This is a genomic window from Chthoniobacter sp., from assembly GCF_040003245.1.
GTDB lineage: Bacteria > Verrucomicrobiota > Verrucomicrobiia > Chthoniobacterales > Chthoniobacteraceae > Chthoniobacter.
Map to the genome: position 1 here is coordinate 1 of NZ_JBDUCX010000012.1, position 15,660 is coordinate 15,660.

The 15,660-nt window shown below is 61.5% G+C and carries 13 protein-coding genes; 12 read left to right on the forward strand and 1 reads right to left on the reverse strand.

What is annotated here, in order from left to right:
* The 6 genes from ABJF10_RS02775 to ABJF10_RS02800 form a co-directional block, all read left to right on the forward strand.
* Positions 1–1,256: SUMF1/EgtB/PvdO family nonheme iron enzyme (locus ABJF10_RS02775; RefSeq protein ID WP_348542990.1), on the forward strand; the 1,256-nt coding region annotated here is incomplete at its 5' end.
* A 209-nt stretch (positions 1,257–1,465) separates the two neighbouring features.
* Positions 1,466–2,764, forward strand: a complete 1,299-nt coding sequence (locus ABJF10_RS02780) for an outer membrane beta-barrel protein (RefSeq protein ID WP_348542991.1) — start codon at positions 1,466–1,468, stop codon at positions 2,762–2,764.
* An 18-nt stretch (positions 2,765–2,782) separates the two neighbouring features.
* A complete protein-coding gene (locus ABJF10_RS02785) occupies positions 2,783–3,505 on the forward strand; it encodes a polysaccharide biosynthesis/export family protein (RefSeq protein WP_348542992.1) in 723 nt (240 codons plus the stop codon).
* Between the two features lie 47 nt (positions 3,506–3,552).
* The gene (locus ABJF10_RS02790) at positions 3,553–5,628 is read left to right on the forward strand and encodes a polysaccharide biosynthesis tyrosine autokinase (protein WP_348542993.1); all 2,076 of its coding nucleotides are present in this window, start codon (positions 3,553–3,555) and stop codon (positions 5,626–5,628) included.
* Positions 5,629–5,686: 58 nt separating this feature from the next.
* Positions 5,687–6,322, forward strand: coding sequence for a cysteine peptidase family C39 domain-containing protein (locus tag ABJF10_RS02795; protein ID WP_348542994.1), 636 nt, complete (start codon positions 5,687–5,689; stop codon positions 6,320–6,322).
* 27 nt (positions 6,323–6,349) lie between these two features.
* Positions 6,350–7,093 (forward strand): hypothetical protein, encoded by a 744-nt coding sequence (locus tag ABJF10_RS02800; protein WP_348542995.1) that lies wholly within the window; start codon positions 6,350–6,352, stop codon positions 7,091–7,093.
* A gap of 30 nt (positions 7,094–7,123) precedes the next feature.
* Here ABJF10_RS02800 and ABJF10_RS02805 read toward each other — a convergent pair whose 3' ends face one another.
* Positions 7,124–9,808: an ATP-dependent DNA ligase gene (locus tag ABJF10_RS02805; protein ID WP_348542996.1), complete on the reverse strand. Its 2,685-nt coding sequence runs from the start codon at positions 9,806–9,808 to the stop codon at positions 7,124–7,126.
* Between the two features lie 103 nt (positions 9,809–9,911).
* On the opposite strand from ABJF10_RS02805, the gene ABJF10_RS02810 reads away from it, so the two are divergent.
* The 6 genes from ABJF10_RS02810 to grpE all read left to right on the forward strand — a co-directional run bounded on the left by ABJF10_RS02810 (position 9,912) and on the right by grpE (position 15,654).
* On the forward strand, positions 9,912–10,403 hold the full coding sequence (locus ABJF10_RS02810; RefSeq protein ID WP_348542997.1) for a redoxin domain-containing protein: 492 nt from the start codon (positions 9,912–9,914) through the stop codon (positions 10,401–10,403).
* Positions 10,404–10,788: 385 nt separating this feature from the next.
* A complete protein-coding gene (locus ABJF10_RS02815; protein WP_348542998.1) occupies positions 10,789–12,486 on the forward strand; it encodes an FAD-dependent oxidoreductase in 1,698 nt (565 codons plus the stop codon).
* Positions 12,487–12,587: 101 nt separating this feature from the next.
* A complete protein-coding gene (locus ABJF10_RS02820) occupies positions 12,588–13,121 on the forward strand; it encodes a hypothetical protein (RefSeq protein WP_348542999.1) in 534 nt (177 codons plus the stop codon).
* Between the two features lie 98 nt (positions 13,122–13,219).
* Positions 13,220–13,717 (forward strand): STAS domain-containing protein, encoded by a 498-nt coding sequence (locus tag ABJF10_RS02825; protein WP_348543000.1) that lies wholly within the window; start codon positions 13,220–13,222, stop codon positions 13,715–13,717.
* Between the two features lie 6 nt (positions 13,718–13,723).
* Positions 13,724–15,145: a GAF domain-containing SpoIIE family protein phosphatase gene (locus ABJF10_RS02830; protein ID WP_348543001.1), complete on the forward strand. Its 1,422-nt coding sequence runs from the start codon at positions 13,724–13,726 to the stop codon at positions 15,143–15,145.
* Positions 15,142–15,654 (forward strand): nucleotide exchange factor GrpE, encoded by a 513-nt coding sequence (gene grpE, locus ABJF10_RS02835; RefSeq protein ID WP_348543002.1) that lies wholly within the window; start codon positions 15,142–15,144, stop codon positions 15,652–15,654. Before ABJF10_RS02830 ends, grpE begins: the two co-directional genes overlap by 4 nt.
* Positions 15,655–15,660: the final 6 nt, after the last annotated feature.

Genomic DNA, 15,660 nt, shown 5'->3' on the forward strand with positions numbered 1-15,660 from the left:
AACTCGAAGGGATTGAAAAGGAGAGCACGGAGAAACAGGCCGCGGAGCAGATCGCGAATACCGCGTTGCAAGCGGCGCAAAAGACGTTGGAGGAAAAGCAAAAGGCGGCGGCCGATGCGGCCAAGGCGGCCGCGGATGCCGAGAGCGCCCGCCAGCAACAACTCGCCGCTGTGACCAAAGGTGCGAAGGAAGTGGAAGACGCCAAGGCCGCGCTCGATCTGCAGAAATCGCTCAAGGAGAAAATCGACCACCTGAAGAATTACGCCGTGGGCAGTTTCCCGACACCGCCCGCACCGTCGACCCCGCCACCCGCGCCCGCCACGCCGCGCCCGCCAGTCGCTACTCCGCCAGTCGCGCTCGCCACTCCCACACCAAAGCCCGCCACGCCCGAGCCGATGCAAGTAGCCCGGCTCGCCACCCCGACGCCGGCCGCGCCCGTGCCGGCGACACCGGTTCCCGCGACCCCAACGCCGGCCACACCTGCCCCGGCGACGCCAGCTGCAATTCCCGCCACCAACACGGGCAGTAGCGCTGCGAATAGCTTGGGGATGAAATTCGCGTCGGTGGGCGATGTCGAATTCTGCATCTGGCTGACGCGCGTGAAGGACTTCGAAGTTTTCGCCAAGGACGTGAAATTGAAATCCACTTCGTGGCTGTCGCCGGGCTTCCGGCAAGGAACCGATCACCCCGTCGTGAATGTCACGTGGGTGGAAGCGGTGGCCTTCTGCGAGTGGCTGACCAAGAAAGAACACGCCGACGGATCGCTTCCCGCCACCGAGTTTTATCGTCTGCCCACCGACCTCGAGTGGAGCAAGGCGGTTGGCTTGCCGGATGAGGTCGGCAAGACTCCCGAGGCCCGCGATATGGGCATGCCCGATCTCTATCCGTGGGGCACCGCATGGCCGCCGCCGCCGGGAGCCGGCAACTATACCGGCGAAGAAACCGGTTCGGACGTCGCCATCAAAGGATACGAGGACGGCTTTGCGTGGACCTCCCCCGTGGGCAGTTTCAAACCTAATAAATATGGGCTCTATGACATGGGTGGAAATGTTTGGCAGTGGTGCATGGATAACTGGAATAACGAATCCAAGGCCAAGGTTCTGCGCGGCGCGTCTTGGTACAATGGGGCTCTCAAGCTCAGCCTCCTCTCCTCGTGCCGCGTGCACGCGGCGGCTGACAGCAGCACGGATAATTACGGATTTCGGGTCGTCCGCGCCAGTGAAGCGCCCGCTGGAATCAAGAATAAATTCCGCTAGCGATTGGCGCGCTTTTAGCGTTGCAATTTTTTCGCCGCCCTGACTAGGGTTGGGCTGAAACGACGCAATTTAGGTATTTTATGAACAAATTCGCCGGCTACTTTGCCCTAACCCTTGCCGTATTGGTGGTTGCAGGACCGTCAACCAGTCGTGGACAGGACTTTTTCCGTGACTTGGGCACCTCTCGCTCTTCCGGCGGTATTGGCCCAGTGACCCCTTCCGACTACACCTACCAGGATGCGTCTCCCAGCGGTCTCAAGCCGCTGCGTCCGGGACAGGATCTCTCGGTTACGGAAGAGGCGGAAGAGACCGACAAATACAATTTCGCTCTCGGCAATTTCCGCTTCGGCTTCGCGCTCGGTGTGGGCCTCGAATTCAACGACAACATCAAGCTCGCGCAAGACGATCGCATCTCCGATTTCATCTTCCGGCCCGTCCTGAACATCGATTCGGAATGGCGCATCAGCGACTTGAACACCCTGCGGTTCAACGTGGGTCTCAGCTACGCGAAGTATTTCAGCCACAGTGAATTTGACACGAACGGTGTCCTCATTTCGCCGAACTCGGAACTGGCCCTGACCTTTTACACGGGAGCGGTCAAGTGGACCGTCCGCGATCGCATCAGCTACCAGGAAGATACCTACGATGTGGCGGACATCAGCAACGCGGCCGTCTATGCCCGTTGGGAAAACCAGGCGGGACTCGAGGGGGAATGGGCCATCAATCAAGCCTTCAAATTGAACTTTGGTTATGACCATTATAATTTGTGGACCACGCAGGACACCTCCAACTCCACTTCCGATGCGGCGTTCCAATTGCAGGATCGGGCCATCGATACCGTCTTCGTGAAACCGTCGTGGCAGTTGAACCCGGCGATCCGGGTCGGGGTGAACGGTTCCTACAGCTTCATTGATTTCAAGGATTCGGACCGGCAGGATGGCAAAGGTCTCCTGGTTGGGCCGTTCATCGAATGGCAGATTTCCGAGTACACCAATCTGTATCTCGAAGGCGGGTATCAACAGCTCTCCTTCGACGGCGGCAGCGATTTCAATAACGCCGACATCAATCAACTGGGTCTCAGCGCATCCGATGCAGCGTTGGTGCGGGGCACGCTGCAGGACAATGAAGATTCCAACAGCTACTACATCAAATTTGAGATCAACAACCGCCCGAGCGAATTCTTCCGTCACCGGGTTGCTTTTTCCAAGACCGCGGAGGTTGGTTTCCTCTCGGACTACATCACTCTCTACAACGTGGAGTACGACGCCGATTGGAAAGTGATGGAGAAATTGGAGTTCGGTCCCTCGGTATTCTACGAGCACTACACCACCTCCGGTTCGCTGGGAGAAAAGGCCGACCGGATCGGTGCTGCGCTCGGCCTTCGCTATCATTTTTCAAATTCTCTGACACTTGGGCTCGATTATCGCTATATATGGAAGGACTCAAATTTGGATGGCCAGGACTACTACCAGAACCTGGTTTTCCTCAGTTTGTATTATAAATTCTAAATTCCTACCACATGGCCTATGCCTAGCTTTCTCCGTTTTGCAAGTGTCACCGCCGCACTATTGGCGGTCTCAGTAACGGGAGGAGCTCAAGGCTTTGCGCCAAGGCCGCAGGGCTACCCGTCCGGGTCGTATCAGCAAGGATTGCCGGCTACAGGAGTGGGGCAACCGGGAGCGGGGATGATGCCGCAGGAGCGCATGTCCGTGGTGGATCCCGACAAAAAACTGTCGGCGGGCGATCAAGTGACGGTGGAGATCCTGGAGGACCGTGAAGGCGGCTTTCCCCGCGTCGTCACCGCCACGGGGGAACTGGACGTTCCTCCCTTGGGCCGCGTGAAGGTTTCCGGGCGCACCGCCACCGAGGCCGCGTCGGAAATCAAGCAGCAGTTGGAGCGCGACTATTACTATCACGCGACCGTGCGGCTGGCCATCGACCGCATCAGCCCGATCAGTGTCCGCTCGGGACTCGTTTATCTTTCCGGCGAAGTCCGCATGGGCGGCCCGCAGGAAATCATTTCCGGTGAGACCCTCACGTTGACGAACGCCATCCTCAAGGCGGGTGGAATCGGGGAATGGGGGAGCCATGACAAGATCCAGCTCACGCGTCAGAAAAAGGGGGGAGGCGTGGAGGTCATCGTGGCCAATTACGACAAGATCGTCAAATCGGGCGACGCCGGCCAGGACCCTGTCTTGCAAGACGGTGATCGCATCTTCATCCCGAAGATTTTCTTCCGCTGGAAATAATTTAAACCGCCATGGACTCCGTCAATCCGCAAGCCCCGTCGGTCCCAATGTCTGCCGGCCTCGGCCTCAAGGTCTACCGCTATCGTTCGCTCATCCGCCGCCATTGGTGGATACTGGCTCTCACCATTGGCCTCGGCTTGGTCTACGAGGGGTACCTGCTATTTTCCCGGCCGCAAATGTATGAATCTTCCAGCCAGCTCATCATTCGCGAGGAACTGGTGTCGAGCGCGACCAGCAGCGCTACGTTCAACGACAAGTGGGACAACATCTTTGGCACCGCCGTGGAGTTGCTCAAGAGTCCCATGGTGCTCGACAAGGCGAAGAGCCGGCTGGCGCTGGAGGCGCCGGCCCTGACAGGAAGAGTGGACATCGCGTCGGCATCCGCGCGAGGCACCAATATTTTTACGGTGACCGGCACTGGTCCCAATGGCGAATACACCCAGCGCTTCGTCGACGCCGTCGTCGAAGAGTTTCTCGATATGCGCCGCGAGGGCCGTGCCTCCACCGTGCAGGAGATTGGGCACGGCATGAAGGATCAGCTTACGCAGTTGCGTGCCGATCACGCCCGGCAGCAGGCGGAATTTCAGGCCTTCATCAAGGCCAACAACATGGCCTTCTGGACGGAGCAGGGAAAGAGCGCGGCCTTGTTTCTTTCCGGTTTGAAGAATCAACAGGCCCAATTGAACAACGAATTGGATCGCCTGAAAAACCTGACTCCCGATGAACTGCTGACCACGGTCGGACAGGCGCCCGTCGCCAAGCCGCCGCCCGCGGCGGGGGGCCAGGGTGCGGGTGCGGGCGCGTCCAGCGGGACGTCCACTGCGTCGGCGCCTTTCAACAGCGAGCTCTACGTTCAGTACGTGCAGACGACCCAGCAACTGGTGCAGAAGGAGTCGGAGATCGCGTATTGGAAGACGATCTGGAAACCAAAGCACCCGAAGCTGCAAGCACTGCAAATCAAGCTCGATGACCTCCAGCGCTTGCTGGGGACGATCAAGGAACAAAACGCGGCCGCCGCGGCCAGCCGCGTCGTTTCGATCAAGGCGGAATTGAAGAGCCTGGAGAGCAGCATCGCGAATTGGGAAAAGAAGGTCCTCGAAGCCAGCGCGAAGGATTCCGAATATCAGACTTTGCAGGCGGCCGTGACCAGCACCCAGGGGCAGATCGACAAGCTGCTGGGCAACAGCCGTGAGCTCGATCCCAAAGCGACCACTCCCGACCCGTTGGTCGTCATGCACACCGCCACCCCTCCCCGGCCGGTGGCGCCGGGCACGGTCAAGCATCTGCTGATCGGGCTCATCGGTGGCTTCGTCGTGGGCATGATCGTCCTCGTCCTCATGGATCGTGCGGATGACCGCGTGTCTTCCTCGACGGAAATGCTCGATCATTTCTCCGAGCCGATCCTCGGTCAGATTCCGAACGTGACGGACACGCGCAAGGAAACGGGCCTGCCGCTCCTCCAGCCCGAGGACGAGCGTTACACCTACGCGGAAGCCTTCCGCAGCTTGCGCTCCTCGCTCATCTTCATGCCCAACCAGGCGGAGCTGAAGACCATCCTCATTACCAGTGCCATTCCGAACGAAGGCAAGTCGACCATCGCCAGCAATCTCGCGGTGACCATGGCCGCGTCCGGCGCCCGGGTGCTGCTCGTCGATGCGGACTTGCGCCGCGGCGACCTGGCGCAGCTCTTCGATACCGATGGGCGTTTCGGCCTTTCCAGCATCCTGCGCGGCGAAGTGCCGTGGAAGGAAGCGGTGCAGACCACGAAGTATCCCACGCTCTCGCTCATTCCGCGCGGGCCGGTGACCAATCAATCCGGCGAACTGCTCCTCAAGCCCGAGTTGCTCGGCATGCTCGACGAGTTCAAGGACGCCTACGATCTCACGATCTTCAACACCGCGCCCATCCTCGCCGCCGACGATACGCCCACCCTGGCGCCGAATTTCGACGGGGCGCTCATGGTCGTCCGCGCGGCCTTCACCTCCGCGCGCCTCTCGAAGAATGCGTTGAATACGCTCTATCAGCGCCAGGTGAACGTCCTCGGCCTCATCCTCAATTGCATCGATGCCGAGATGCCGGATTACTACTACTACCGGTATCCGAAGTATTACGCGGCGTCGTAAGCAGCCGCAGAACCTTGGAGTGTAACCGCCAGAGGACGGGCGGCGTCACCCGCATCGGATGAATCGCGCTTGGAAGATATTTGCCTGTTGCGTCGTCGTGGCGGTCGTGGCCGTGGGCGCTTTCGTGGTCTGGCGATGCTGGCCGCGTCCGCCCGCGAAGCATGGGCCCGCCGGCCTCTCGCCATGGGCGGAGGAAGCGGTGCCGCGTTTAGTGCTGGCCGCGGAAACGATCTACTTGCAAGCCGATCCGCAATGGGCCCACGAGAAAATCGGCGGTAGCGGCGAAGAGTTACGTGCGGTGGGCTGCACGAATTGCTGCCTGTGCATGGCCCTCGCGCAACACGGCATCGCGCTGAATCCCGCCGAGCTCAATCAAAAGCTCATCCAGGCTGATGGCTACACCGAGCGTGGTTGGATCAAGTGGGACACGCTGCGGGACATCTCGCAAAAGCGGGTCCATATCGACATTCCCGAAAACCCGTCGCACCGCGACATCAATGGCGCGCTCGCGGCGGGCAATCCTGTGCTGGTGAAAATCGTCTATCGTCCCGGTGTGTTGCACTGGGTCTTGTTGGTGGGGCGGGAGGGCCGGGAATACTTGATAAAGGATCCCTTGGGCGATGGGAAAAGCCTCGGCCTGCTGTCCGCTTATCACAGCGATATTTTGTCTGTGAGGATCGTGGCGAAGTTGTGATGGTGGCCGCGGGCGATCACCCACCTGATGCAATACTATCTTCCTGTTCTTTGGCTCGCAGAAGAGCTGCCACCGCAAGCCGGTCCCGAAGACAAGCTGGGCGGACGGCCGTGGGGTTTGTCGGCAGAGACGTGGCCAAAATGTCGGGAGTGCGGCAGATCGCAGTCGTTGCTCGCCCAGTTTGTCCACCACGCAGCCCGCCTGAACCTCGGGCGCGACGGGCGCATCTTGAGTGTCTTTCAATGCAACCATGATCCGGGGATGTGTTCGACCTGGGAGGGCGGCTCCGGGGCGAATGCCTGCTTCGTGACGGAGCCCGAAGATCTCCTGAACGCCTTGTCGCACCTGCCGGCGGATGCACCGCCGCTCGATCGGGAGGTGCGCATTTCGGAGTGGCTGGAGCGCGAAGATCAGATTTCCGAGGCGGATGCCGCTCACTTCTTCTCGGAGTCGGCCTATTTCACACTGCCATCGGCGGTCAAGGAGATGGCTGCCGATTTGACGAAACTGGGGAGTGTCCCCCAATGGGTGCAGAGTCCCGATGAGACGCCTCGCGATGGCTGGAAGTTCGTGGGTCAATTGGATGACCGCTACAGCTTCTTTCGGGAGCCCGGCGACCAGGTCGCCGGGGCCATCGAGGATCCCCACCGCCATCATGGCCGTTCCCATTGCTGCGAAGGTCCGAATTTTGGTTCCCGTGGAATCGCCTATCTCTTTTTGCGCAAGGGAGCCGGAGTACCGGAAGGCTGGTTTTTCTGGCAGTGTGGCTGAGCCTGACGCAACCAAAGAAACGATCGGCGGCTAATCGTGGGAGTGGCCATTGGCGACGAGGCTGCGCGCGTGCGCGAGGGTGTCGATCTGCTGCGGAGTCTTGTCGCGGCGGATGGCTTTGATGCGGGGAAAGCGCATGGCGAGACCGCTGGCGTGGCGGTCGCTCGGTTGGATGGAATCGAAGGCGATCTCCAGCACGATTTCCGGGGATACTTCGCGATAGCGGCCGGCACGGGTGATCGTGGTCGCGGTGAAGTGCTCGGTCAGTTCCTCGATCTCCTCGTCGGTGAGGCCGGAGTAGGCCTTGCCGATGGTCAATAGCTGGCCGCTGGCGTCGTCACGCACGGCGAAGGTGTAATCGCTCAGCACATGACTGCGCTTGCCGTGGCCTTGTTCCGCGCCGACGACCACCACATCGAGCGTGGCCAGTTCCTTTTTGAATTTCAGCCAGGCCTGCCCGCGCCGGCCCGGCGTGTACAGGCTCGCACCGTCCTTGATCATCAGTCCTTCATTGCCGCGGGCGCGCGCGGCGAGGAAGGCCGCTTCGATGTCCGCGGCAGAGGCCACGCGATGAATCGGCGCGACTTCCAAGCCTGGCGGCAAGGCGAGCGATTCCAGCGCGAGGCGGCGCTCGGCGAGCGGACGCTCGAGCAGGGGAGTGCCGTTGAGAAAGAGCAGGTCGAAGGCCTTGAAGACCACCGGGATGTCGCTGGCGCCGCGAAAGAGATCGTCCTCCGTCTTGCGTCCGAGCCGCTTTTGCAGGTCGAAAAACGTGAGCCGGCGCCCTTGCTCGAAAGCGAGGATTTCCCCGTCGAGAATCGCCTCCCCGAGGTAGTTTTTGGCGTTGCGGGCAAGGTCGGCGAACTGCCCCGTGATCAGCCGCAGATCGCGGGTGAAAATTTCCGCGCGTCCCCGGCCCAAGTGAATCTGCGCACGGATGCCGTCGAACTTGTCCTCCGTCCACGCCGCCGGCGCGTGACTGGCGGCGATGCGCTCCCAGACCGCTTGCGCGGTCGGTTCCGGACTGGCGAGCATCACCTGGATGGGGCGGAATAAATCCAGGGTCGCTTCCTCCAGCGCGCTCCGGGCCGCCAAAGCCGCGACCTCGCCGAGGTCGCCGGTGAACATCTGCGCTTCGCGCACTGCCGGCAGTTCCGCGCCGAAGGCCGCCGCGATCGCTTCCTCGACGAGGCCTGATTTTAAGCCGATGCGCAGGTCGCCGGTGAGAATTTTAACGACATAGCTCGCCTCCAGCGGCGTGAGCAGGGCGAGCCGCTTTTGGAGCAGTTCGCCTTTGACCAGTGGTCCGCGCGCCGTTTGCAACTGATCGAAAAACGCTGCTGCATCGGTGAGCGAAAAATCCTGCGGCGTGGTCCGCTCCAGCAGGGCCTCGTAGGCGGTCTTGCCCGCGTCGGCGTACTGCCGGGAGATTGCGCGGAATTCCTGCTCGTCGAGCCCGCCGGCCGCGATCACCGCCCGCTCGATCACCGCCCAGCCGACTTGCAGCGTGCGCATATCGCTCTGCGCAAATGCGCGGCCGGTGAGAAAGCGCGTGGCGATCGGCTGCTGCGTGGCGTCGAGCGAACGCAGGTATTCCGCGAGCAGCGCGATCTTCTTCAGCTTGCTGGTGGTATTGGCGATTTGCTCGCCGAGGGCCGCAAAGGTGCCGAACTCGGAGAGCACCACCGTCTCGATGGGCGCCGCCGCGCGCTGCGGCCGGGGCGCCGCCGGCGGGCGGCGCAGCGAAAGCTCGAGCTGGTTTTCTTCGCTGAGCGCCCACGCCTCGAAGCCGCGCTCACGCAAGTCCGCGGCAAAGGCGGCGGCGAAGCCGTGCAGCGTGAGCACACGCTTCGGTTGCACGAGTTCCACGTAGCGCACGAGATCGGTGTAGTCCGCATGATCGCTCAGCGGAAACGCCGCGTCGCACCCGTAGCGATAGGTTGCGCCCGGATCGAGCGCCCAGCCGGTGAGCACCGCCACCCGCCGGTTCTTGATCCGGGTGAGCATGATCGTGCGATTCGCACTCGGCGGACAGACCAGCACTTTGCCCGCGACATCGTTGGCGGCGTAGCGGACGTAGCCGTCCGGAAAGCCGGGCATCAGCTGCCGGTAGATGTGCGTCATTTTGTAAACCGCGCCATGGAGCATCGGCGTCAGCCCGGCCGCCAGCAGCGCGCAGAGGATTTCCTGCGCCTTGCCCAGCGAATAGCCGAGCAGCACCGGCACTGCATCGTCTTCCAGCGCCTCGCGGCAAAAAGCGATCATGCGGGCGATCACTTCCTCCGTCGGGGGCAGGCGATATTTGGGCAGGCCATAGGTCGTCTCCATGATCAGCGTTTCCGCGTGCCGCCATTCCGTGGGCTCGGCGGAAAGCCCGGGCCGCAACTTGAAATCGCCCGTGTAGAGCAGCGAGCCGTGTTCGCTTTCGATCAGCGATTGCGCCGAACCGAAGATATGCCCGGCGGGCAGAAGCGTGATCTGAAAATCGCGAAAGCGCGCCGGCTGCCCGTACTCCAGAATGTGCCCCTCCCGTTCGCCGCCGAGCCGTGCCTGCATGAGCCGGGCCGTGCCCGCGCTGGCGATATATTCCGGGTGCCGCGCGATGTGATCCGCATGGGCGTGCGACACAAAGGCGAATGGCTGCGCGTCTTCCGGGTCGAGCCAAAGCCCATGCTCGGGCAATTCAAGGCCCCGGTGATAGCGGACGGAAATCATGCAGTGCGATCCCACATCTTCCCACGGTCGTCGATGGTTTGCCACCCCCTGCGGCGCGACAGCCAGATTGCCTCCCGCGCCCTGACGATCATACCATGGCATCATGAAATCCCTCCTCCTGACATTGGTCGTTTCCGCGGGTCTCGTCTTTTCCGCCGCTGCCCAAGACAAAAAACTCTGGGCCAAATCGGTCATCGGCCAGAAGGCCCCCGACTTCGTCGTCGAGAAATGGCTCACCGCCGAACCCGCCACCAAGGGCAAATTCGTGCTCATCGACTTCTGGGCCACATGGTGCCCTCCGTGCCGCAAAGCCATCCCCGAGCTCAACGGTTTTCAAAAGAAATTCGCGGACAAGCTCGTGGTCATCGGCGTCTCCGACGAAACCGAGGCCGCCGTCAAGAAGTTGACCAACCCGAAAATCGAATACGCCAGTGCCATCGACCCCAAGGCCCGGATGAAGAAGACCCTGGAAGTTACCGGCATTCCCCACTGCATCATCGTCGATCCAAACGGCATCGTGCGTTGGGAAGGCTTCCCTTTTCTGGACGGTCATGAATTGACCGAGAAAGTCATCGAAGACATCCTGGCGAAATAGAGTTCAAGGCCTTCCTGAAAAAAACTCGCACCTTAAATCGGCTTAAGAGGGCTTAAGGCACCTTAAAACCGTAGGCTCTTTCTTCGCCAGGGCTCTTGGATTTGGCGGGTGATTTTTCGTGGTGAGGCGTTCCTTGGTTTCCGAAGAAGACCGGTCGGAAGTGAACGATGTGGCCGTTGAGAGGGGCGGGGGATGGTGGGAGTTCATGCCCGCAAGCTTCGCACAACTCGGCGAAAAATGTGCATCGCTCCATTGGTTCCATTGGCTCCATTGCGGAAAATCGACTTGGCGGCGGCAAAATAGGGCCAGAGGCGACGGTTCACCAAGTTGATCGCGTGCATTTCGTGTGGTTCATGGTTTGATGAACGGCATCAATCCACCACCTGTGAATACACCGGACCCGGACGAGCAATTTTATCTAGACACCGCCAGCATTGCCTTCCCCAAGCTGGACGACCGGCAACTCGCGATGCTCGAGCCCTTGGGCCGCCGCCGGATCGTGCGGGAGGGAGAAGTGATTTTCCGGGCCGGCCAGAGCGACTATCCCATGGCGGTGGTCTTGTCCGGCGGGCTGGAGGTCTTCGATTTGCGGGATGGACACGAGCAGATCCTCGCCGAACCGGGGCCCCGCGATTTCGTCGGCGACGTCGCCATGCTCAACGGTACCTCGGCGCTGGCCAGCACGCGGGGCAAGGCGCCGGAGTCCGAGATTCTCGAAGTCCCCGCCGTCGAACTGCGGCGGGCGCTCGTGGAATTGCCCGGCCTTGGAAGGCCGCTCGTCAATGCCTTCATCATGCGGCGCGAGCGCCTGCAGCGGGACCGCGAATTTGCCGGCCTGCGGGTGCTGGCGGCCGGCGATTCCCAGGAGGGTCATCTGATCCACGATTTCCTCGACAAAAACCATATCCCGCATCGGCTCATCGCCGTGGAAAGCGACGACGGCCGGGCTCTGGCTGAGCGCCTGCACCTGGCCAGCCCCCAGTTGCCGGCGTTGATCGATGCGAATGGCCGTCCCCTCCGGCGGCCTTCGCTACGCGAAGTCGCGCAAGTGGCCGGCTTACTCCGCCACCTGGAGCGTGAGGATGCGGACGAAATTTTCTGCGATCTGGTAATCATCGGCGCCGGGCCCGCCGGGTTGGCCGCCGCCGTTTACGCGGCATCCGAAGGGCTCAAGACCGTCGTGCTGGAAGGCTACGCCCCGGGTGGACAGGCGGCCTCGTCCTCCCTGATCGAAAATTTCTTTGGTTTTCCGACCGGCATCAGCGGCGGAGAATTGACCAGCCGGGCGCAGCTTCAGGCGATCCGTTTCGGGGCGAAGTTCTCGACTCCCAACCAAGCGCTGTCGCTCAGTTTCAGCGAGGGCCCTTATCGCGCCAATATCCGGGTCGAGAGTTGTCCCGCGGTGCTGCGGGCGAAATGCGTGATCATCGCCACCGGCGCCGCGTATCGGCGCATCGAGGCGGAAGGACGCGCGAAGTTCGAAGGCGCCGGCGTCTATTACGCCGCCACCGCGATGGAAGGCTCGCTCTGTCGCGGGGCGACCGTCATCGTGGCGGGCGGTGGCAATTCCGCTGGGCAGGCCGCCATGTTCCTTTCCGAGTGCGCGGCGAAGGTCCTGCTGGTCATCCGTGGCGCCGATCTTTCCAAGAGCATGTCGAGCTACCTGTCCACGCGCGTGGAGACGAAGGAGAACATCGAGATCCTTTGCTACACGGAGATTCGCAAGATGTCCGGCGATCGCTCGCTGCGGGAGATCGAGCTGGAAAACACCGCAACCGGCGAGCGGCGCACGGTGCAGACTCCGGCCGTCTTTTCCATGATCGGCGCCAAGCCCTGCACCGAGTGGCTGCCGCCCGAGATCGAGTGCGATGAGAGGGGATTCATCAAGACTGGGCTGACGGTGGCGCAGGCGCCCGCCTGGCAGGGTGCCGGACGTCCGCCCGGATCGCTGGAGACGAGCCGTCCCGGAGTTTTCGCCGCGGGCGATGTCCGTTCCGGCTCGGTGAAACGCTGTGCCGCGGCGGTCGGTGAAGGCGGCATGGCCGTGGAAGGGGTGCACGACGCTCTGGGCACCTACGCCTGAATGTCGCCGATCGACGACTTGAAGGCGCGGCAACCCTCCGTGGATTCCCCCGGTGCAATGATTGACACGGTTTGCTTAAGGAGCTTAATTTCCACCCCCAAATGAAACGCTTCTTTCTGCTGCTGGCCTCTCTCGCTGCCGCCACGGCCAGTTTCGGTGAAAATGGCCGGAACAAGATCGGTGATGACTTCTCGCATACTATCGACAAAGCCAACGTCCTCCCGCTCGCCTTGGACGACTCCTTCCAGTTCCGCAAGTCCATCATCCTGCTGAACGATCCTCAGATCAACAAGCCGTCCTTCGACGCGATGATCAATTTCGAGCGCTCGAGGGTCAATTACGGTGCGTTAAACAGTTACGAACGTCGTGCCCGCTACGGCCACTACTTCAAGTTCTTCTGGCGCTCCAATCGCAAGACCGACCTCACCGTCCGTTTTGAGTATCGCCAGCAAAACCTCGGCGCCTTCGTGCAGGCCAAAGAATACAACTACAAGGATGCCAAGGGCTCCTTTATGTCCGAATTCGATATTCTCGGTGACCAATACATCGAGGATGGCAAGGTTTGCGGCTGGCGGGTGGTCTTGATCGAAAACGGGAAAATCGTCGGCCTCAATCAATCTTTCCTCTGGAACTGATTGGGAGATGCAATTTTGTCGCATGGCGTTATTGTCTCCGTGTCGGGTAAACCCTGACGCCGGGTCCACCGTGGCCACACTTATCTTTTTCTGAAGCTGTGAACATTCAGCCATCCATTCTCGTCGGCACTGCCAATCGCACCGTGTGGGTCCGAGTGGAAGGCAAGGGCTCGTTCCTCAACAGCACGGGCCTGAAGGAGTTTGCCAAGGAAATGATCAACCGCGGCTTCCGCGAATTTGCGGTGGATCTCATGAACTGCACCGTCATGGATTCCACGTTCATGGGGACGCTCGCCGGCATCGCCCTGCGCTTGCGCGAACTCGGCCAGGGAAACCTGCGGGTGACCAACTTGAACGAGCGCAACAGCGACCTCCTGAGCAATCTTGGGCTGGACCAGCTTTTCGTGATTGAAGCCCGCAACTCGGCTCCCGTGGCGGCCCAGACTCCGCTGGCCGCGGCAGCTCCTGACAAAACCACGCAGGCGCAAACGATGCTGGCCGCCCACGAGGCCTGCGTCGAAGCGAATGAGGCGAATGCCGCGAAGTTCAAGGATGTCCTCGAATATCTGAAGCAGGATCTCCACCTCGCCAGCTAGGCGCTGATGTGGCCCGCCGCTCTCCTTGCGCTGCTCGTCCTCACGGCGGGGACCTTCGCCTATGTCTATCGGCGACAGCGGGAGATGATCGATGCCCTGCGCCGCGCGCGGGAGAAGATCCAACTCGAAGAGACACGCGTCTTTGATTTCCTGCACGGTCTCGGCGCGGCGCTGACTGCGGTCAGCAAGCCGACCGACCTGCACGTGCTCATCGTGGAAGGCGCGTTGCGCATCCTCGACGCCCATGGCGGGGCGCTCTACCTCTCGGATCGGGCGGGCGATCTCTTGCGCCCAGCCTTTGCCACGCGCAATTGTCCGCCCTTTTTCGACGTGCCCGAGAAACTCACCCGCGAGGCGAATTTCTCGTGGCCCGGCTATTTGCGCTTGCGCACCGTGTCGCCGGAAGACGGCGTGCTCGGCGCCGTGTGGAGCGAGCAGGAACCGCTGCTGCTCCGCGGGGAAGACAGCCGTCTCGTGGCCCTGCGCGTCGGTCCGCTCCGCACCAAGTCCGCCATGCTCTGTCCGCTTTTCTACGGGCAGGAAAGCCTCGGCGTCCTGGCCATCGCCCGCGGACCGGGCAGCGACGATTTTGCGCCCAGCGATTTTCAGATCTTCAAGGCCATCTCCGAGCAGTCGGCCTTTGCCCTCTACACGGCCACCATCTTTTCCGATGCCGCGGAGAAAAAGCGGCTCGACCAGGATTTGCAGGTGGCGCACGAAATCCAGCGCATCCTGCTGCCGGCGAATGCGCCGGAAATCAGCGGCTTCCAGATCAGCGGCATCAATGTCCCGGCGCGGCAGGTGAGCGGCGACTATTACGACTATATCAAGGTCGATGAGACCCACTGCGGGGTGGCGATCGCCGACGTCTCCGGCAAGGGCGTGCCGGCCTCGCTCATCATGGCCATGTGCCGCAGCGTGCTGCGCAGCCAGGCCAGCAGCCAGCTTTCGCCCTCTTACGTCCTGCGGGAAGTCAACGCGCAGCTTTTCCCCGATATTAAAGAGGATATGTTCATCAGCATGGCCTACGCGATCATCGAGCGCGACAGCGGCACCCTCACCCTGAGCCGGGCGGGGCACGACGCTCCGTTGCTCTACTCGGCCCGTGACCAGACCGTTTCGAAGATCAACCCCCCGGGCATGGCTCTGGGCATTGACAGCGGAGGAGTGTTCAATAGAGTCACGAACGATTTTTCCCTGACCTTGGAGACCAACGACTGCCTGGTGCTTTACACCGATGGCGTGACCGAGGCCCTCGACAGTGAAGGGGAGGAATTCGGGATGGCCAACGTCATCAAAGCAATCCAGGCGAGCGCGTCCGACGGTGCGGCCGGGATTATTACGCGACTGACGGACGACCTTCGGGCGTTCGTCGGCCAACATCCTCAACACGACGACATCACTTTAATCGTTATCCGTAAAAAATGAGCAACGACACTACCGACGCCGCCACCTCGGCTGAACAGACCGAAGACTCTCTCCTCACCCAACTACAGGGTGACATCGAGAAATTCCGCGACCTCGCCCTGCGCAGCCAGGCGGACTTCGACAATTTCCGCAAGCGCGCCGCGCGCGAGAAGGAAGACGCCATCAAGTACGCCAATGCCAGCTTCCTCGACCGCCTCATCCCGATCCTCGACAGCTTCGAGCTCGGCCTGAACGCCGCCCGTGCCAGCGCGGCCAATTCGCCCATCATCGCCGGCATGGATATGGTGGCGAAACAACTCGCCGATTTCCTCACCGCCAGCGGCGCCGAGCCTGTCAACGCCGAGGGCCAGCCTTTCGACCCGAACATGCACGAGGCCGTCGCTCAGGAGGAAAGCGCCACGGTCCCGGAAGGCGTCGTCATCCGGCAACTGCGCAAGGGCTTCAAGCTGCGCGATCGCCTGCTGCGGCCGGCCATGGTGGTGGTTTCCAAGGGTGCTCCCGCGAAATAATTGGGG